Annotated in this window: 16 protein-coding genes; 8 read left to right on the top strand and 8 right to left on the bottom strand. The window is 74.8% G+C overall.

Features of this window, described 5'->3' with window-relative positions; all coding sequences use genetic code 11:
* Positions 1 to 223 precede the first annotated feature (223 nt).
* From ACFVX9_RS23725 to ACFVX9_RS23715, 3 genes are all read right to left on the bottom strand, one after another.
* Positions 224 to 640, bottom strand: coding sequence for a hypothetical protein (locus ACFVX9_RS23725; RefSeq protein ID WP_380370092.1), 417 nt, complete (start codon positions 638 to 640; stop codon positions 224 to 226).
* A gap of 3 nt (positions 641 to 643) precedes the next feature.
* Positions 644 to 1,198, bottom strand: a complete 555-nt coding sequence (locus ACFVX9_RS23720) for a universal stress protein (RefSeq protein WP_380481757.1) — start codon at positions 1,196 to 1,198, stop codon at positions 644 to 646.
* Between the two features lie 311 nt (positions 1,199 to 1,509).
* Positions 1,510 to 3,906, bottom strand: a complete 2,397-nt coding sequence (locus ACFVX9_RS23715; protein ID WP_380481755.1) for a DUF4118 domain-containing protein — start codon at positions 3,904 to 3,906, stop codon at positions 1,510 to 1,512.
* Positions 3,907 to 4,043: 137 nt separating this feature from the next.
* Between ACFVX9_RS23715 and ACFVX9_RS23710 the strand changes: the two genes are divergently transcribed.
* The 4 genes from ACFVX9_RS23710 (at position 4,044) to ACFVX9_RS23695 (ending at position 7,251) form a co-directional block, all read left to right on the top strand.
* The gene (locus ACFVX9_RS23710; protein WP_063350510.1) at positions 4,044 to 4,391 is read left to right on the top strand and encodes a GntR family transcriptional regulator; all 348 of its coding nucleotides are present in this window, start codon (positions 4,044 to 4,046) and stop codon (positions 4,389 to 4,391) included.
* On the top strand, positions 4,388 to 5,401 hold the full coding sequence (locus tag ACFVX9_RS23705) for a DUF1648 domain-containing protein (RefSeq protein WP_380425962.1): 1,014 nt from the start codon (positions 4,388 to 4,390) through the stop codon (positions 5,399 to 5,401). Before ACFVX9_RS23710 ends, ACFVX9_RS23705 begins: the two co-directional genes overlap by 4 nt.
* Before the next feature lie 119 nt (positions 5,402 to 5,520).
* Positions 5,521 to 6,282: a hypothetical protein gene (locus tag ACFVX9_RS23700; RefSeq protein ID WP_387983326.1), complete on the top strand. Its 762-nt coding sequence runs from the start codon at positions 5,521 to 5,523 to the stop codon at positions 6,280 to 6,282.
* 129 nt (positions 6,283 to 6,411) lie between these two features.
* Positions 6,412 to 7,251 (top strand): SAM-dependent methyltransferase, encoded by an 840-nt coding sequence (locus ACFVX9_RS23695; protein WP_063350508.1) that lies wholly within the window; start codon positions 6,412 to 6,414, stop codon positions 7,249 to 7,251.
* Positions 7,252 to 7,262: 11 nt separating this feature from the next.
* Here ACFVX9_RS23695 and ACFVX9_RS23690 read toward each other — a convergent pair whose 3' ends face one another.
* Positions 7,263 to 7,973, bottom strand: a complete 711-nt coding sequence (locus ACFVX9_RS23690; RefSeq protein WP_387983324.1) for a response regulator — start codon at positions 7,971 to 7,973, stop codon at positions 7,263 to 7,265.
* Positions 7,970 to 9,166 (bottom strand): sensor histidine kinase, encoded by a 1,197-nt coding sequence (locus tag ACFVX9_RS23685; protein ID WP_387983322.1) that lies wholly within the window; start codon positions 9,164 to 9,166, stop codon positions 7,970 to 7,972. Before ACFVX9_RS23685 ends, ACFVX9_RS23690 begins: the two co-directional genes overlap by 4 nt.
* A gap of 132 nt (positions 9,167 to 9,298) precedes the next feature.
* On the opposite strand from ACFVX9_RS23685, the gene ACFVX9_RS23680 reads away from it, so the two are divergent.
* Positions 9,299 to 10,210, top strand: coding sequence for an ABC transporter ATP-binding protein (locus ACFVX9_RS23680; RefSeq protein WP_380344944.1), 912 nt, complete (start codon positions 9,299 to 9,301; stop codon positions 10,208 to 10,210).
* A complete protein-coding gene (locus ACFVX9_RS23675; protein ID WP_387983320.1) occupies positions 10,207 to 11,058 on the top strand; it encodes an ABC transporter permease in 852 nt (283 codons plus the stop codon). Before ACFVX9_RS23680 ends, ACFVX9_RS23675 begins: the two co-directional genes overlap by 4 nt.
* 33 nt (positions 11,059 to 11,091) lie before the next feature.
* Here ACFVX9_RS23675 and ACFVX9_RS23670 read toward each other — a convergent pair whose 3' ends face one another.
* Positions 11,092 to 12,561: an MFS transporter gene (locus ACFVX9_RS23670; RefSeq protein ID WP_387983317.1), complete on the bottom strand. Its 1,470-nt coding sequence runs from the start codon at positions 12,559 to 12,561 to the stop codon at positions 11,092 to 11,094.
* Positions 12,562 to 12,791: 230 nt separating this feature from the next.
* Between ACFVX9_RS23670 and ACFVX9_RS23665 the strand changes: the two genes are divergently transcribed.
* Entirely contained in the window at positions 12,792 to 14,858 is a 2,067-nt protein-coding gene (locus ACFVX9_RS23665; protein ID WP_387983315.1) for an MDR family MFS transporter, read from the top strand.
* Here the strand turns inward: ACFVX9_RS23665 and ACFVX9_RS23660 are convergent.
* Together ACFVX9_RS23660 and ACFVX9_RS23655 are read right to left on the bottom strand one after the other, a co-directional pair.
* Positions 14,855 to 15,391, bottom strand: coding sequence for a GNAT family N-acetyltransferase (locus ACFVX9_RS23660; RefSeq protein ID WP_387983313.1), 537 nt, complete (start codon positions 15,389 to 15,391; stop codon positions 14,855 to 14,857). The genes ACFVX9_RS23665 and ACFVX9_RS23660 overlap by 4 nt on opposite strands.
* 50 nt (positions 15,392 to 15,441) lie before the next feature.
* Positions 15,442 to 16,479, bottom strand: coding sequence for an aldo/keto reductase (locus ACFVX9_RS23655; protein WP_380370123.1), 1,038 nt, complete (start codon positions 16,477 to 16,479; stop codon positions 15,442 to 15,444).
* Between the two features lie 135 nt (positions 16,480 to 16,614).
* Between ACFVX9_RS23655 and ACFVX9_RS23650 the strand changes: the two genes are divergently transcribed.
* Entirely contained in the window at positions 16,615 to 17,295 is a 681-nt protein-coding gene (locus tag ACFVX9_RS23650; RefSeq protein ID WP_387983311.1) for a TetR/AcrR family transcriptional regulator, read from the top strand.
* Positions 17,296 to 17,429 lie beyond the last annotated feature (134 nt).

The raw sequence follows: 17,429 nt of genomic DNA, 5'->3' as shown, positions 1-17,429 counted from the left end.
CGGACGGACTACGCGCGGCGCGGGCGGTGGTGCGGGCGTGGCGGTGCCCGCCTGGCTAGGCGGGCCCGCTGTCCGAACGGCGACCGCTCCGCCGCCACGGCGCCGCGCGCCTCCTACCTGTTTTCCACCGGTTGCCGAGGGCTCCGGAGTACCGGCCGGAGCCCTGGTCTCGGCGTGGTCCGCCCGCCGGCCCGAAGGCCGGTGAGGGACCGTCTGCGGGGTTTCACCCGAGTTGGTCGAGGCGCAGCCGCGCCACCCGGACCGTCCGGCGCGGCAGGGTGGTGGGCAGGGCCACCAGCAGGGCGGTGGCGGTGAACATCGCGAAGTGCGAGCCCTCCGGCCAAGGCCCGGCCCAGCCCAGTTCGCCGTGCCGGTGCTCGGCGAAGGCGTTGCAGCACAGCCAGGCCGCCAGTCCGATCAGCGGCGCCGCCCGGGGCCGGGAGAAGCCGCCGAGGATCGCGCACAGGCCGAGGTAGGCGACGTAGGCGAGCCCACCGGAGTGCAGTTCGCCGAGCCCGCCGAGGCCCATCGCCAGGACGCCGCCGGCGAGCAGGGCCACCGTGCCCGAGGTCGGGGCGGAGAGCCGCTCCAGGACCGGGTGGTAGCGCCGCCCGCCCGGCCGGGCCGCGTACATCCGCACGCCCTACCCCTTCGCGACGACGAGTTCGGGCGCCGGGCCGACCGGCAGGTGCCACCGGGTGCGCCGGTGCAGCGCCTCCAGGTCGTGCAGCAGCTCGGGCACCGGGACGGTCAGCACCGGGCAGCCCGCCTCGCGCGCGCAGTGCGCCGTGACCGAGCGCCGCAACCGACGCCGCAGCAGACCGCCGCTCTGGCCGAGAACCAGCAGGTCGTCCGGCCGGTCGGCGGCCTGGACGAGGGCGGGCCCGGTCTCGCCCCTGATCACCAGCGGGCGCAGCGGCACGCCGGGGTCGGCGCCGCCGAACGCCGCGTCGAGGGCGTCCCGCAGCCGCTGTTCGGCCGCCTCCCGCACCGCCGCGAGCAGCGGCGGGCACGGCGAGCGGCGGTAGCCGAGTTCGCCGCCGGGCGGCTCCCAGGCGAGTACCGGGACGATTTCGGCGCCACGGCTGCGGGCTTCCGCCACGCCGCGGTGCAGGGCGGCGAGGCTGCCGAGCGATCCGCTGACCCCGACCACCACCCTGCCGGTGCCGCTGCCCTGGTGCCGCCCGTTGCCGTGCATGGTCCGTCCTCGCGTCGTCGTTCCGGTACCCGGCGTGTCGCCCGGCGTCTCGCCCGGTGTGTCACCTGGTGTGTCGTCCTCCACCCAACCGCCGCGCCGGCCGCCCGCCGCCCGTCCTTGACGCCTTCCTGACGCCCCGGGCCGCCTTCCCAACGCGCTCCATACGCCGACCGCCCGCCTGCCTCCCGCCGACACCTGGTTTCACCCGTTCGGCGGAGCCAGGAAGCCGGGAGCCGGAACGCGGCGGAAGCCGGGAGCCGCGCGGCGGCGCGGTGCCCCGGATGCCGGATCGCGGGCGATCAGCCGTGGCGTCAGGCCGGGGCGCGGGCGAGGTCGAGGATGTAGGCGGTGCCGCCGGCGGGGGACGGTTCGACGGTGAGCTCGCCGTTCATCGCCTCGACGAAGCCCCGCGCCACGGTGAGGCCGGCACCGTCGACGGCCGGGCCGGGGGCCCTCACCCGGAGGTGGATCCGCCCGGCCACCGCGCCCGCGTCCACCAGGGCGGGCCTGCCGGCCCCCGCCAGGACGTCGGCGAGGGCGCGTTCCAGCAGCCCGGCGTCGGCGAGCACGGGCGGCAGGCCGTCCGGGAGCGCGAGGCGCACGTCGCGCTGTTCGGCGGGCAGGGCGGGCAGGGCGGCCAGCGCGGCGGCGAGCACCGGGGCCAGCGCCGTGGGGCGCAGCAGCACCGGTTGCTCGCCGGCCCGCAGCCGGTCGAGGTCCAGCAGGTCGGCGACCAGGCGTTCCATCCGCCGTACCTCGGCGGCGATCCGCCGCCCCGGCGGCCCCGGCAGGTCGGCGGCCTCGCGGCGCAGCGCGGCGAGCGGGGCGCGCAGGTCCTGTCCGACGGCCTCCAGCAGTGCGGTGTGCAGGGCGTCGGTGTGGGCGAGGGTCTCGGCGGCGGCGGCCTGGGCGGCCAGCCGTTCGCGTTCCCGGGCCAGTCGCAGCTGGGTGACGTAGGGGCCGAGCAGTCGGGTGTCCTGCTCGGTGAGCGCCGGTCCGCGCAGGGCCAGGACGGCGTCCGGGCCGAGGTCGACGGCGAGCGAGGCCTCTTCGGGGCGCTGCGGGAGGGCGGTGCCGGAGGCGGCGGTGGGGCGCCAGAGCCGGCCGGTGCGGACCAGGACGACGGCGCCCTCCAGGCCGAGCACCTGGCGCAGGTCGGCGACCAGGTCGGGCACTGCGCGGGCGCCGGATTCGACCGCCGCGCCGGCCAGCCGGGCCAGCACCGCCGCTTCGGCGCGGGCCCGGTCGGCCTGCTGGGAGCGGCGGGTGAGGCCGTCGATGAGGTGGGCGATGATCCCGGCGACGGCGAGGAAGAGCAGCAGCGCGGCGAGGTCGGCGCCGCGGGTGACGGCGAGGCTGTGCCAGGGCGCGGTGAAGAAGTAGTCGGCGGCGAGCGCCCCGGCGGCGGTGCTGGCGGCGGCGGGCAGCAGGCCGCCGAGCCGGGCGGTGGCGGCGACGACCAGCAGCAGGCAGAGCAGGGCGCCGGGGAGGGCGAGCGAGTCGCGCAGCGGGGAGAGCGCCCAGGCCAGGGCGGCCGTTGCGGCCGGGCCGGCCAGCCAGGCCAGGCGCCGGCGGCGCGGCGGGACGGCGGCCGGGCGGCGGCGCCGGGGTGCGGGCGGGACGGCCAGCAGGCCGGGTTGGGGCGGGGGGACGACCCGGACGTCGATCGGGCCGGCCAGCCGGATGACGCGGTTGATCACCGAGCCGGAGACCAGTTCGCGCAGGCGGCTGCGGCTGGTCGGGCCGAGCAGGATCTGGGTGGCGCTCTCGGCGTGGGCGAAGTCCACCAGGGCGCGGGCGGCGTCGTTGCCGTCGACCTCGATGTAGCCGCCGTGGAGTTCGTGCAGCAGGGCGCGCTGGCCGGCGAGGGCGGGCGGCTCGTGGACGGTGGCGCCGTCGTCGGGCCGGACGTGCACGCCGATCAGGTCGCCGTGCACCCGGGTGGCGGTGCGGGCGCCGCGGCGGATCAGGTGCTCGCCCTGCGGGGCCCCGTTGAGGGCGACGACGATGCGTTCCTTGGTCTCCCAGGGCGCCCGGATGCCGTGCCGGGCGCGGTAGTCGGCGAGTTCCTCCTCGACCCGGTCGGCCAGCCAGAGCAGGGCGAGTTCGCGCAGGGCGCCGAGGTTGCCGGCCCGGAAGTAGTGGTCGAGGGCGACGTCGATCCGGTCGGGCGGGTAGATCGCGCCCTGGGCCATCCGGGTGCGCAGGGCCTGCGGGCTGAGGTCGACGAGTTCGATCCGGTCGGCGGCGCGGACCACCTCGTCGGGGATCCGTTCGCGCTGGGCGACGCCGGTGATCTGTTCGACGACGTCGTTGAGGCTCTCCAGGTGCTGGATGTTGACGGTGGTGGCCACGTCGACGCCGGCGTCGAGGAGTTCCCGGACGTCCTGCCAGCGTTTGGGGTGGCGGCCGCCGGGGGCGTTGGTGTGGGCGAGTTCGTCGACGAGCGCGAGCTGCGGGCGGCGGGCGAGCAGGGCGTCGACGTCGAGTTCGGTGAGGGTGGTGCCGCGGTGGCCGACGGTGCGGCGGGGCAGTACGGGCAGGTCCCCGAGCTGGTGCTCGGTGCCCCGGCGGCCGTAGGTCTCGACGAGTCCGACGACGACGTCGAGGTCTTCGTCGTCGCGCAGCCGGCGGCCCTCGGCGAGCATGGCGTACGTCTTGCCGACCCCCGGCGCAGCCCCCAGGAACACCCGCAGTCGTCCGCTCACCGCCGTGCCGCCACCTCCTCGGTGTCCATGCTCCGCCGGGGCGCCGGGGTGCGCGAGGGGGCGGGCGCTCCACCGGAGTGGCGGGGCACGCGAGGCGGCCGACGAGAGATCTGGATGGTGCTATCGTCATTAGCACCATGTTGCTGAAGCTGGACACCGGCGACGCCCGCCCCCTGCACGAGCAGGTGGCGGGCGCGATCAGGCGGGCCGTCGCCGAGGGCGAGTGCGCCCCCGGGGACAGGCTGCCACCGGCCCGGGAGCTCTCCCGGGCGCTGGGGGTGAACACCAACACCGTCCTGCGCGGGCTGCGCACGCTGCGCGACGAGGGCGTGCTGGAGTTCCGCCGGGGCCGTGGCGTCACGGTCGCCGAGGACGCCGACACGCGCTCCGAACTGGCCGAGCGGGTACGGCAGTTGGTTGCCGATGCGGCCCGGGCCGGCTACAGCAGGAACGATCTCGTGGACATGATCAGGGGGATGTCGTGACGGACGGGAAGCTCATAGCGAAGGAGCGCCGGGAGCCCGGGGCGGGGCGCGGCGCGTTCTGGGGCGCGGTGGCCTGGTCGGCGGGCGTCCTGGCCCTGCTGATCGCGCTGCCGTGGGCCGCGCGCCACCGGCTGCCGGACCCGCTCGCCACCCACTGGGGCGGGCAGGACCCGGACGGCTCCATGTCACTGACGGCGGCCGCGCTGTTCCCGGCGGCGGTCTGGCTGGTGCTGGTGCTGGCCGCCGCGGCCACCCTCCGGTTCCGGGCCGGGACGGCGCGCGGTGCCATCGGGCCGGCGCTGGCGGCCGGCGGAGTACTCCTGACGGGGGCGCAGACCTCCATCGTGCACGCCAACCTGGACCGCGCGCGCTGGCAGGAGGCCGCGCCGATGGGCTTCGAGGTGGTCGTCCTGGTCGTGGCGGCGGGCCTGGCCGGCCTGCTGACCTGGCTGGCCGTCCGCCCGCGCGTCGACTCCCCGACCGGCGGGCGACCGGCGGCCGGGGCGCCGACGCTGACGGCCGTGCCGGGCGAGCACCTGGTCTGGCTCTCCCGAGCCGCCAACACGTGGCTGCAACTGGCCTCGGCCGTCCTCGCCCTGGGCGCCCTGGGCGCCGTGCTGGCGCCGGCCAGCGGGCTGATCGCGCTCAACTGGTCGCTGATCGTGCCGTTCGCCTCCACCTCCGTCATCACGCTCGGCTGCTCCTCGGTCACGACCCGGGTGACCGCCGACGGCCTGTCCGTCGACTTCGGCCCGTTCGGCTGGCCCAGCCGGCGCTGGTCCCCCGCCGACCTCGACTCGGCCCGCGCCGAGCTGCGCACCCCCGCCCAGGCCGGCGGCTGGGGCTACCGCGTCAACAGCCTCGGCACCACCGTGATGCTGCGCCGCGGCGTCTGCCTGGTGGTCCGCACCCGGCGCGGGCGCGAGTTCGCCGTGAGCGTCGACGACGCCGAGCGCGGCGCGGCCCTGCTCAACTCCCTCATCGCCAGGTCCGCCAGCCCCACCGGCTGACCCCCGTCACGCCGCTGGGGTCCGTCTTCAAACCGCCCGTTCAGGTGGTGTGGACAGGGGCCGCACCGTGGGTACACCAGCTGACAGCTGCTCATAGTGCAGAGGGCAAGGAGGCGTCCGTGACCCACGAACGGCGGACGGCGGAAGACCCGGAGCGCGACGCGGTCGTCACCCGGGGAGGCACCAACCAGGACGAACGGACCATCACCTTCCTACGACTCGGCGTCGGACTGATCGGCATCCTGCTGCCGCTCGCACTCCCCCTGGGGAACTGGCTGTTCGCCGAGCTCAGGGGCCAGAGCACGGCGGGATTCTGGCCGGCCTCGATGAGCGGCTCGTACTACACCAGCACCCGGAACCTCTTCGTGGGCGGCCTGTGCGCGCTCGGGGTGTTCCTGATCTGCTACCGCTTCGACCGCCGGGACGACCGCTGGAGCACCGCCGCCGGCGTGTTCGCGCTCGGGGTCGCCCTGTGCCCGACCGCGCCGCGGGGCGCGACCTCGTTCCAGAGCGCGGTCGGCCTGCTGCACTACGCCTTCGCCGGACTGCTGCTCTTCGTGCTGGCGATGTTCTGCGTCTACTCCTTCCGCAACCCGCGCTCCACCCAGCCGTCCTGGGTCAGCCGGGCCTACCTGGCGGCCGGGGTGCTGATCCTGGTGCTCCTGCTGCTCGCCGTCGTCGCCGGGGTGGCCGGCGTCGGCACGGACTGGGCCGTCCGGCCGCTGTACCTGTGCGAGTGGTTCTCGACCTGGGCGTTCGGTGCCGCCTGGACCGGCGCCGCGCTCGAACTGGCCGCCGCCGGTCGATCGTACGGACACCACCCGCTCCTCCCGGGGCAGAGCGGCTCCCCCGCCACCGGCAGCCCGGCGGCCCAGGCCTAGGATGCGCTCTTAAGGGGGCCTTAACCCCAAGAGATGGTCATCTTGTCGTCCCGGAACACCGTTACCATGCGCACCAAGGCCCGCCACCAGGGCGGCCGGTGACGGAACCCCAGCAACGGGAGGACGAGCATGTCGAACGAGGTCCGGGCAGGGCGCGGTCCGCAGGAGGAGTACCCGTCGGTGGATCTGCGAATGGACGTACCGCACTCGGCGCGGGTCTACGACTACCTCATCGGCGGCAAGACCAACTTCGAGGCGGACCGCGTCGCCGCGCACGCCTCGGTGCAGGCCTGGCCGTCGCTGCCGATCTCCATGCGCACCACCCGCGACTTCATGCAGCGCGCCGTCCGCCACCTCACCGAGGAGTACGGCGTCCGGCAGTTCCTGGACATCGGCACCGGCATCCCCACCTCGCCCAACGTCCACGAGATCGCCCAGTCGATCGCCCCGGACGCGCGGGTCGCCTACGTCGACAACGACCCGATCGTGCTCACCCACGCGCGGGCCCTGATGTCCAGCACGTCGCAGGGCCGCACCTGTTACGTGGACGCCGACTTCCGCGACCCGGAGTCGATCATCCAGAACCCCCGGCTGCGCGAGGTCCTCGACTTCTCCCAGCCGGTGGCGCTGTCGCTGATCGCCATCGTCCACTTCGTGCTCGACGAGGACGACCCGCAGGGCATCGTGCGCCGCTTCATGGACGCCCTGGCGCCCGGCAGCTTCCTCGCCCTGACCGTGTTCACCGGGGACACCGACCCGGTGGGCGTGGGCGGCGTCGGCCGGGAGTACAACGCGCGCGGCATCCCGCTGCAGATCCGCGACCAGAAGGAGACCGCGGCCTTCTTCGACGGCTACGACCTCCTCGACCCCGGCGTCACCCTGGTCCACCACTGGCGCCCGGACACCGGGGCCGCGCCGATCCGCGACCAGGACATCGCGATGTACGCGGGCGTGGCGATCAAGCGCTGAGCCTGCCGACGTCAGCCGGGGACGGCGACCAGGCCCGCCTCGTAGGCCAGGATGACGAGGTGGACCCGGTCGCGGGCGTCGAGCTTGGCCAGCAGCCGGGTCATGTAGGTCTTCACCGTGGCGATGCTGAGGACCAGTTCGGCGGCGATCTCGGTGTTGGACAGGCCCCGGCCGACCAGGGTGAGGATCTCCCGCTCCCGGTCGGTGATCGCGCCCAGCCGCTGGGCGGCCGCTGTCGGCCCGGCGGCCGGCGCCGGTGACGCGGCCGGTGACGCGGCGGCCGCCGGGCCCGGGGCCGGCCGCTGGTCCGCGAATGAGGAGATCAGCCGGCGGGTGACGCTCGGTGCGATCAGGGCGTCCCCGGCGGCCACCACCCGGACGGCGGCGAGGATGTCGTCCAGCGCCATGTCCTTGACCAGGAAGCCGGACGCCCCGGCGCGCAGCGCCGCGTACACGTGGTCGTCGTCGTCGAAGGTGGTGAGCACGACGACCCTGGTCGGCCCACCACCACCGGTGATCAGGCGGGTCGCCTCGATGCCGTCCATGCCGGGCATCCGCAGGTCCATCACGACGACGTCGGGCCGCAGTTCACCGGCCAGCCGGACGGCCTCGGCGCCGGTGCCGGCCTCGCCGACCACCTCGACGTCGGCGGTCTCGGTGATGACCATCTCCAGCGCGGCCCGGACCAGCGGCTGGTCGTCGACCAGCAGGACGCGGGTCATGCATTCACCTCCACGGGGACCGGCAGTCGGACGGCGACCCGGAAGCCGCCCTCGGGGCGCGGACCGGCCTCGAACTCGCCGTCCAGCAGGCCGACCCGCTCGCGCAGCCCGGCCAGGCCGAAGCCGGTGCCCCGGCCCCGGTCGGTGCCGGGGCCCGTGCCCCGGTCGGTGATCTCCACGGCCACCTCGCCCGCCGTGCGGCGGTCGACCAGGACCTCGCAGGAGCGGGTGTCCGCGTGCCGCACCACGTTGGTGACGGACTCCTGGATGACGCGGAACGCCGAGAGGTCGATCTCCGGTGGCAGCGGGCCCTGTTCACCCCGCCGCCGGACCGCGACCCGGACGCCGGCGGCCGTGGTCGCGGCGGCCAGCCGGTCGAGGTCGGCCAGGCCCTGGGGGGTGGTCGCCGACGTCTCGCCGTCGGCCTGGCGCAGCGCGACGAGCATCCGGCGCAGCCCGGCCAGGGTGTCCCGGCCGGCGTTCTCGATCTCGCCGAGCGCCTGCTTGGCCCGTTCGGGGCGGGTGTCGATGACCCGGCGGGCGGCGCCGGCCTGGAGGGCGACGATGCCGATGGTGTGGGCGACGGTGTCGTGCATCTCGCGGGCGATCCGCAGCCGTTCGGCGGTGACGGCCTCGGTGGCCGCCCGGGTGCTCAACGCCCGGGCGTGCTCGCGGTTCTGCCGCATCGAGCGGCCGATCAGCCAGGCGACCAGGGCGAGCAGCGCGGCGCCATCGGCGGAGCCGATGTGGGTGCCGGTGAAGATGCCGACGGTGTTGCCGTGCACCAGGCCGATGTGCAGCACGAGCAGGCTCATCACCAGCGCGAACGCGGCCCGCGAGCTGCGGCGCGGCCGGGTGGCGGTGATCAGGCAGAGCGCGACGTCCACGGCCAGCAGGGAGGCCGGCGGGACCTGGGTGTCGGCGGCCCAGCCGTCGGTCTCCGTGAAGGCGGCGACGAACAACAGGGCGACCGCGAGCACCGGGAGCCGGCGCACCAGCGCGGCGCCGGCGAAGGCCACCACCGTGGTGGCCAGGGTGAAGGACAGGCCGCCGTGGGCGGCGGCCCCGCCGTGGTACCGGGCGTTGCCGCCGAGCAGGACGGCGGGGTACGCGGCGGCCACGCACCAGGCGAGTCCGACCCAGACCTCGGGCGGAACGCGCCGGAACAGGGGCGGAGAGGGCGTCGCAAGCATACGAAGATCGTATCGGCGGCCCGAGGCGCCGTCATCGGACCGTGGTTGTACGACCGGGGGTGACAGCCGGGGCGCGCGGTGTCAGCGCCGGTCCGATGCGGCGGCCCGGCCCCGCCCGGCACCGTTGAGCCCATGATCGAAGTCACCGAGCTGACCAAGCGCTACGGCCGCACCACCGCCGTCGAACGCCTCACCTTCACCGTCCGGCCCGGCCATGTGACCGGCTTCCTGGGCCCCAACGGCGCGGGCAAGTCCACCACCCTGCGGCTGATCCTCGGCCTCAACGACCCGACCGGCGGCACCGCCACCGTCGACGGCCGCCCGTTCCGGTCTCGGCCGCGCGGCCTGCGCGACGTCGGCGCCCTGCTCGACGCGGGCGACGTCCACGGCGGGCGCAGCGGCGCGGCCCAGCTGCGGGCGCTGGCCCGCGCCAACGCGATCCCGGCCGCGCGGGTCGAGGAGGTGCTGCACGAGGTCGGGCTCACCAAGGCCGCCGGGCGCCGGATCCGCGGTTACTCGCTGGGGATGAAGCAGCGCCTGGGCATCGCCGGCGCGCTGCTCGGCGACCCGCCCGTCCTCCTCTTCGACGAGCCGCTCAACGGCCTCGACCCGGAGGGCGTGCTGTGGGTGCGCGGCCTGTTCCGCCGCCTCGCAGCCGAAGGGCGGACGGTCTTCGTCTCCAGCCACCTGATGGCCGAGATGGAGCACACCGCCGACCGCCTGGTGGTGATCGGCCGGGGCCGGCTGATCGCCGACGAGAGCCTGGCAGAGTTCTCCGCCCGGGCCGGCCGCACCGGCGTCACCGTCCGGGCGGCCGAACCCGACCGGCTGGCGGCCGTGTTGACCGCGGCGGGCGCCACCGTCCGCCCGGGCCCGGACGGCGCGCTCGCCGTGACCGGCCTGGACGCCACCCGGATCGGCGAACTCGCCCTGGAGCAGCGCCTGTTGCTGCACGCCCTGACCACCCGCACCGCCTCCCTGGAGGAGGCGTTCATGGAACTGACCGCCGACAGCGTCGACTACCTGGCCGGAGAGCCCCGATGAGCACCGCGACCACCACCCCCCGCCCCCTTCCCCGGCCCCTTCCCCGGCCACGCGCCCGCTTCGGCGACCTGCTCGCCGCCGAGTGGATCAAGTTCTGGTCCCTGCGTTCGACCGTCTGGGTGCTGGGCCTGAGCGCCCTGTTCATCATCGCCGCCAACCTCAAGGCGGCCCGGTACACCTACGACCACTACACCGTCGGCGACGGCGATCCGGCGACCATGCTGCAGGTCGCGCTCGGCAACTCCTTCACCATGATCGCCGCCGACGTCGTGATGATCGTCGCGGGCAGCGTCGGCGCGCTCGTCCTGGTCGGCGAGTACGCGAGCGGGCTGATCCGCACCACGCTGGTGGCCGTCCCGGACCGCCGGGCCGTGATCGCCGCCAAGGCCTGCGTACTGACCGCGGTCATGCTCGGCTACGGCGCCGTCACCGCGGGCGTCTCCTTCGGCGCCTGCCAGGCGGTCCTCGCCGACACCCACATCGGCGTGTCCGTCACCGACCCGACCGCGCTGCGCTTCGTCGCGGCCGCCGCCCTGTTCGCCCCGGTCTGCGCCCTCGCCGGATTCGCCCTCGGCGCGCTGATCCGGCACACCGCCGGAGCCGTGGTGGGCACCGTCCTGGTGCTGTTCTTCCTGCCGGCGTTCTTCAACGAGCGCTACCGCTGGTCGGCCGACCTCCTGCACGCCATGCCGCTCCAGGCCTGGCGCCGGCTGGCCCAGGTCGACCTGACCCACTCGCTGCCCTCCGCGCACCCGGCCACCGTCGCCGGATCCTGGGCCACGTTCGCGCTCTGGGCGCTCGCCTCGGTGGTGGTCGCCGCGGTCGCCGTCCAGCGCCGCGACCACTGACCCGCCGTCCGGCGGCGGCGCCGGAAACGCTGCTCACCCGTCGCGGCGGCCTGCCGCCACATCCGCCAGAGCCACCAGCAGCGCCGCCAGGACCAGGCCCGCCGCGACCGTCACGCCCAGTTGGAAGGCCAGCGCCCAGTCCGGGCGCGGGCCCTGGGCGTGGGCGAAGAAGACCGAGCCGACGATGGCGATGCCGACCGCCGAGCCGACCCGCTGGGCGGTCTGCATGACGCCGCCGGCGCTGCCCGCCCGGGCGATCGGCACCTGCTGGAGGGTCAGGGTCTGGTTCGGCGCGATCACCAGCCCGCTGCCCACCCCGGCGACCAGCAGCGGCAGCACCGTCGCCCAGCCGATCGCCGACCCCGTCCACAGCTGCACCGCCAGGGCCGAGGCCAGCAGGCCGGCCAGGACCAGCACCAGGCCGAGCAGCACCAACCGGCGGCCCAGCCGGTGCACCAGCCGTCCGCCGATCGCCGCGGACACGCCCGAGCCCAGCGCGAACGGCGTGATCGCCAGGCCCGCCGTCAGCGCCGAGTAGTGCAGGCCCGCTTGGAGGTAGAGCGTGAAGATGAAGAAGATCGCGGTGAACCCGGCGAAGTACACCAGCGACAGCGCCACCCCCGCCGCGTACGGGCGCACCGCGAACAGCGCCATGCTCACCAGCGGCTCCCGGCCCCGCGCGTAGTACCGCTCCCAGCCCACGAAGGCCCCCAGCAGCACCGCCGCCAGCGGCAGCAGCAACCAGCGCGTCGAGCCGTGCCACTGCTGCGCCTGGACGAACGGCAGCAGCAGCGCGACCGTCCCGGCACCGAGCAGCAGCACCCCGACCGGGTCGAAGTCCCGGTGCCCGGCCCGCGAGGCCGCCGGCGGGGGCGGCGGGAGCAGCCGGTAGGCGATGGGCAGGGCGGCCACGCCGATCGGCAGGTTGACCAGGAACACCCAGCGCCAGCCGTTCTGCGGGCCGAACAGGTGGATCAGCAGGCCGCCCAGCAGCGGGCCGACGGCGGTGGACAGACCGATGGTGGCGCCGAGCGCGCCGAAGGCCCGGCCGCGCTCGGCGCCCTGGAACAGGACCTGGATGAAGCCGGAGACCTGCGGCACCAGCACCCCGCCGGCCGCGCCCTGGAACAGCCGGGCCAGCACCAGCCACTCCTGGTTCTGCGCCGCCCCGGCCAGCGCGCTGGCCGCGGTGAACAGGGCGAGCCCGGTGAGGAAGACGGCCCGGCGGCTGCGGGCGTCGCCGAGCCTCCCGGACGGGACCAGCACCAGGCCGAAGGCGAGCGCGTAGCCGCTGAGCACCCACTGCAGGCCGCTGTCGGACATGTGCAGCCCGGCCCGCACGGTCGGCAGGGCGACGTTGACGATGCTGACGTCCAGCAGCGTCATGAACCCCGCGACCAGGCAGACCGTCAGCGCCCGCCAGCGCCGCGCCTCGGCCCGCCGGCCCGCGGCGGAGGCGCCGGGCCGCTGTTCCGGGGTGCTGCACGGGGGTTGGGCCGTCATGGGAGCACCTTCCGGGCGTCCGGCGGTCGTCTGGCTTCGCGCCCGGCGGCCGGCCGTCGTCCGGCTTCCCGGTCCGGCTGTGCCCGCCCGCCACGCGTGCCCCCCTCCGAACGGCCATCGTGGACGGCGCGGCCCCGGAGCCGCCAGCCGGGCTGCGCCGCCCGCGCCGCCGCTCACCCGGACGGCCGAACCCGATCGCGGCCTCCCCCGGCGCCCCGGAGGCTGAGGACATGAACGCCGCCACCGAAACCCCGCCGACCGCCCCGCCGGTGCTGGACGTCCGGCAGCGCAACGTCGTCTTCGGCACCATCGTGCTCGGCATGCTGCTGGCCGCGCTCGACCAGACCATCGTCGGCACCGCGCTGCCCACCATCGTCGCGGACCTCGGCGGGGCCGCGCACATGTCGTGGGTGGTGACGGCCTACCTGCTGGCCGAGACGGTGGCCACCGTGCTGGCCGGCAAGTTCGGCGACCTGTACGGACGCAAACTGCTCTTCCAGGTCTCGGCGGTCGTCTTCATCACCGGCTCGTTCCTCTGTGGCCTGGCGACCAACATGACGCTGCTGATCGCCTGGCGGGCACTCCAGGGCATCGGCGCGGGCGGCCTGATGGTGACGGCCATGGCACTGATCGCGGACGTCATCCCGCTGCGCGAGCGCGGCAAGTACCAGGGCGCGATCGGCGCGGTGTTCGGCGTGGCGACGGTGATCGGGCCACTGCTGGGCGGGCTGTTCACCGACCACCTGTCCTGGCGCTGGGCGTTCTACGTCAACGTGCCGATCGCGATCCTGGTGGTGATCGCGGCCGCCCGGACCATCCCCTCGGTGCGCTCGGCGGTACGCCCGGTGATCGACTACCTGGGGATCGCACTCGTCGCGATCGGCGCCAGCGCCCTGATCCTGGCGACCAGTTGGGGCGGCAACGAGTACGCCTGGGGCTCCGGGGTGATCATCGCCCTGTTCGCCGGCGGCGCCGCCGCCCTCGGGCTGTTCTGCTGGGTGGAGAGCAGAGCCGTCGAACCGATGCTGCCGATGCGGCTGTTCCGGAACCCGGTGTTCGCGGTCTGCTCGGTACTCAGCTTCATCGTCGGCTTCGCGATGCTCGGCGCGCTGACCTTCCTGCCGACCTTCCTGCAGTACGTCGACGGCGACTCGGCGACCGTCTCCGGCGTGCGGACGCTGCCGATGGTGATCGGGCTGCTGCTCGCCTCGATCGCCAGCGGCAACGCCGTCAGCAAGACCGGCAGGTACCGGGTGTTCCCGATCGTCGGCACCCTGGTGATGGCCGTCGGCCTCTACCTGCTCTCCCGGCTCGAACCCGGCACGGGCACCGCGCTCGCCTCCCTCTACATGTTCGTGCTCGGCGTCGGCATCGGGCTGAGCATGCAGGTGCTCACCATCGCCGTGCAGAACACCGTCGACTACGCGGACCTCGGCACCGCCACCTCCGGGGTGACCTTCTTCCGCACCATCGGCAGCTCCTTCGGCACCGCCGTGTTCGGCACCATCTACGCCAACAGCCTCAAGACCGAACTCGCCCGGGGCGTGGCCTCCTCGGCCCACCTCACCGGCGCGGACCCGGCACTGCTCACCCGGGCCGCCGAGAGCCCGCAGGGCCTGCACCGGCTGCCCGCCGCGCAGGCGGCCCCGATCATCCAGGCCTACTCCGACGCCCTGCACACCGTGTTCCTGTGGACGGTGCCGGTCGCCCTGGTCGGGTTCGTGGTCGCGCTCTTCCTCAAGCAGGTGCAACTGCGGGACACCGCCCGGGCCGGCTCCACCGACATGGGCGAGGGCTTCGCCCAGCCGACCACCAGCGACTCCGACCCGCACCTGGAGTACGCCGTCGGCAAGCTCGTGCGCGGCGTGGACCTCGACACCGTCCGCTCGATCGTCGACGACGCCGACACCCGGGTCGACCTGGCCGGGGCCTGGGCGCTGATGGAGGTCGCCGGCCACACCAAGGCCGTCGGCCAGGCCTCCCTGGACCTCATCGCCGCCCGCAAGCGGATCCCGCCCGAGGTCCTGGAACCGGTCTTCGACCGGATGGCCGCCGAGGGCTACCTCACCCGCGACGGCGACCGGCTCTCCCCCACCGAGGCCGGCTCCCAGGAGGTCCGCGTCCTCGCCCAGGCCTGGTCGGACTGGCTCAACGCCCGGCTGGACGCCGACGCCGGCCGCCCGCGCAGCCCCCAGCTGCGCACCGCGGCGACCGCCATCGCCTGGCGCCTGATGGTCGAAGACCTCGCCAACGGCCTTCCGGCCCACGCCCGTTCGAAGGCCGCGGCGCGAACCTAGGGCTTCCTCGCCAGGATCAGTTCGCGCCGCACGCCGTCGGCCATCAGGTCGCCGGGCTCGTCGGTCTCGGCGAAGCCGTTGCGGCGGTAGAGGGCGATGGCCGCGTCGTTGTCGGGGTTCACCGCCAGCTTGAGGGTGGTGAACCCCTGCTCGGCGGCCCAGCGGGCGATCGCGCCGATCAGCCGGTCCCCCACGCCCCGGCCGCGCGCCGCCGGGCCGACCCACAGGGAGATCAGCTCGGCGGCCGCCCCGCCCTCGTCGGCCGGGACGCCACTGGCCATCGCGGCCGGGCGGCCGTCCAGCACCGCGACCAGGTCGAGGGCACCGGGGATCTCCAGGCGGGAGCGCCAGCGGGCCTCGTGGTCGCCGGCGCCCTGCCAGTCCGCCAGGGTGGAGCCGAAGGCGTACGGCGCCTCGGTCAGCGCGGCCAGGCGCAGCTCGCGCCAGAGCGCCCAGTCGTCGGAGCCGAGCCGGCGCAGGTCGGGTTCGCGCGGTTCCGGTTCGTGCAGTTCGGGTTCGTGCAGTTCGGACATGGTGCGGACCTTGCCGCAGGCCGGGCGGCACGGCAAGCGGATTACCCGGTTCAGCCCACGAGCGGCGGGTTGAGGCGGGCGAAGGCCTCCTGCCGACGGTAGGGGAAGTACGGGTACGGCGCGGTGCGGGCGCTGGCCGCGTCCAGCCGGGCGACCTGCTCGTCGGTCAGCGACCAGCCGACCGCACCGAGGTTCTGCCGCAGCTGCTCCTCGTTGCGGGCGCCGATGATGACCGAGGAGACGGTCGGGCGGCGCAGCAGCCAGTTGATGGCGATCTGCGGGACGGTGCGGCCGGTCTCGGCGGCGATCCCGTCGAGCGCGTCGACCACCCGGTACAGCAGTTCGTCCTCGACCGGCGGGCCGTAGTCGGCGGTGTCGTGCAGCCGGCTGTCGGCCGGGAGCGGCCGGCCGCGCCGGATCCGGCCGGTGAGGCGGCCCCAGCCGAGCGGGCTCCACACCAGGGCGCCGACGCCCTCCTCCTGGGCGAGCGGCATCAGCTCCCACTCGTAGTCGCGGCCGACCAGCGAGTAGTAGACCTGGTGGGCGGCGTAGCGGGGGCGGCCGTAGCGCTCGGCGACGGCGAGGGACTTCATCAGCTGCCAGCCGGAGAAGTTGGAGACGCCGGTGTAGCGGATCTTGCCGGCCCGGACGAGGTCGTCGAGGGTGGCCAGCACCTCCTCGATCGGGGTGCCGGCGTCGTAGGCGTGCAGCTGGAAGAGGTCGAGGTAGTCGGTGTCGAGGCGGCGCAGCGCATCGTCCACGGCCCTGGTGAGGCGGGCCCGGGAGGTGCCGGCGTCCTGCGGGCCGTCGCCGGTCGGCAGGCCGGCCTTGGTGGAGACGAGCACCTGGTCGCGGCGGCCGCGGATGGCCTGGCCGAGGACCTCTTCGGAGGCGCCGTCGGAGTAGACGTCGGCGGTGTCGAAGAGGGTGACTCCGGCGTCGATGGCGATGTCGAGCAGGCGGCGGGCCTCCTGGACGTCGGTGGTGCCCCAGGCGCCGAACAGCGGTCCACGGCCGCCGAAGGTGCCGGTGCCGAGGCTGAGCGCGGGGACCTTGAGGCCGGACGAGCCGAGTCGGCGGTATTCCATGGCGGTTGTCGTGCTGGTTGTCGTGCTGGTTTCCATGGCAGTTCTCCCCTCGAAGCCCTTAACGGGACTCCCATTCCGTTAGGATGGTTCGACCCTAGCAGGTCGCATCGACCTAATGGAACAGGAATCCCGTTAATGACTGCCGAGCCCTCCGCGCCGGACGCCCCGGACGCTCCAGAGACCCCGGACGCCCCGGACGCCCCGGAGACCCCCACGCCCGGGACGCGGCGCCCCGGCGGCCGCACCGCCCGGGTCCGCGCCGCCGTCCTGCGGGCCGCCGAGGACGCCCTGGTCGAGCACGGCTTCAGCGGGCTCGACCTCGGCGACGTCGCCCAGCGGGCCGAGGTAGGCCGGACCACCGTCTACCGGCGCTGGGGCACCACCAGCGCGCTGGTCGCCGACCTGCTCGCGGACATGGCCGAGCAGTCACTGCCGCGCACCCGCAGCGGCTCCCTCGCCGAGGACCTGCGGGCCAACGCCCGGCTGGTCCAGCACACGCTGGCCGACCCCCGGCAGGGGGCACTGTTCCGCGCGGTGATCGTGGCCGCCACCTGCGACCCGGGCACCGCCGAGGCGCTGCGGCACTTCTACCTGCGCCGGGTCGAGGAGTGGGCGCCGTGCGTCACCGAGGCCGTCGAACGCGGCGAACTCCCGCCGGACACCGACGCGTTCGAGGTGGTCCGGGCCGTCTCCGCGCCGCTCTACTACCGGATGCTCACCACCGCCGAGCCGCTCGACGAGGCCGCCGCCGACCGCGCCGCGGCCGCCGCCGAGGCGTCCGCCCGGGCGGGGGCGCACCGGCAGGAGGGCGTCTGAGAACGTCCGGGAACACCGCCGGACGGGAGGGGTGTCGAAACCCGTGGGCAGGGGGGGGGAGGGGGGGGCCAGGGGAACCAAAGGGAAAGACCAAGAAGAGAAGTTGTCGTCCTCCCCTCCCTCATTTTTTTCTA

The sequence above is a fragment of the Kitasatospora sp. NPDC058243 genome (genome assembly GCF_042882025.1).
Taxonomy (GTDB): Bacteria; Actinomycetota; Actinomycetes; order Streptomycetales; family Streptomycetaceae; genus Kitasatospora.
The sequence above is the reverse complement of the archived record's forward strand: the minus strand, read 5'-3'. Positions and strand labels throughout refer to the sequence as shown.

Coding starts and splice junctions, on each gene's coding strand:
- ACFVX9_RS23710 (WP_063350510.1), top strand. CDS start 4,044: ATGTTGCTGAAGCTGGACACCGGCGACGCCCGCCCCCTGCACGAGCAG.
- ACFVX9_RS23650 (WP_387983311.1), top strand. CDS start 16,615: ATGACTGCCGAGCCCTCCGCGCCGGACGCCCCGGACGCTCCAGAGACC.
- ACFVX9_RS23720 (WP_380481757.1), bottom strand. CDS start 1,198: ATGCACGGCAACGGGCGGCACCAGGGCAGCGGCACCGGCAGGGTGGTG.
- ACFVX9_RS23670 (WP_387983317.1), bottom strand. CDS start 12,561: ATGACGGCCCAACCCCCGTGCAGCACCCCGGAACAGCGGCCCGGCGCC.
- ACFVX9_RS23660 (WP_387983313.1), bottom strand. CDS start 15,391: ATGTCCGAACTGCACGAACCCGAACTGCACGAACCGGAACCGCGCGAA.
- ACFVX9_RS23675 (WP_387983320.1), top strand. CDS start 10,207: ATGAGCACCGCGACCACCACCCCCCGCCCCCTTCCCCGGCCCCTTCCC.
- ACFVX9_RS23690 (WP_387983324.1), bottom strand. CDS start 7,973: ATGACCCGCGTCCTGCTGGTCGACGACCAGCCGCTGGTCCGGGCCGCG.
- ACFVX9_RS23695 (WP_063350508.1), top strand. CDS start 6,412: ATGTCGAACGAGGTCCGGGCAGGGCGCGGTCCGCAGGAGGAGTACCCG.
- ACFVX9_RS23665 (WP_387983315.1), top strand. CDS start 12,792: ATGAACGCCGCCACCGAAACCCCGCCGACCGCCCCGCCGGTGCTGGAC.
- ACFVX9_RS23655 (WP_380370123.1), bottom strand. CDS start 16,479: ATGGAATACCGCCGACTCGGCTCGTCCGGCCTCAAGGTCCCCGCGCTC.
- ACFVX9_RS23685 (WP_387983322.1), bottom strand. CDS start 9,166: ATGCTTGCGACGCCCTCTCCGCCCCTGTTCCGGCGCGTTCCGCCCGAG.
- ACFVX9_RS23680 (WP_380344944.1), top strand. CDS start 9,299: ATGATCGAAGTCACCGAGCTGACCAAGCGCTACGGCCGCACCACCGCC.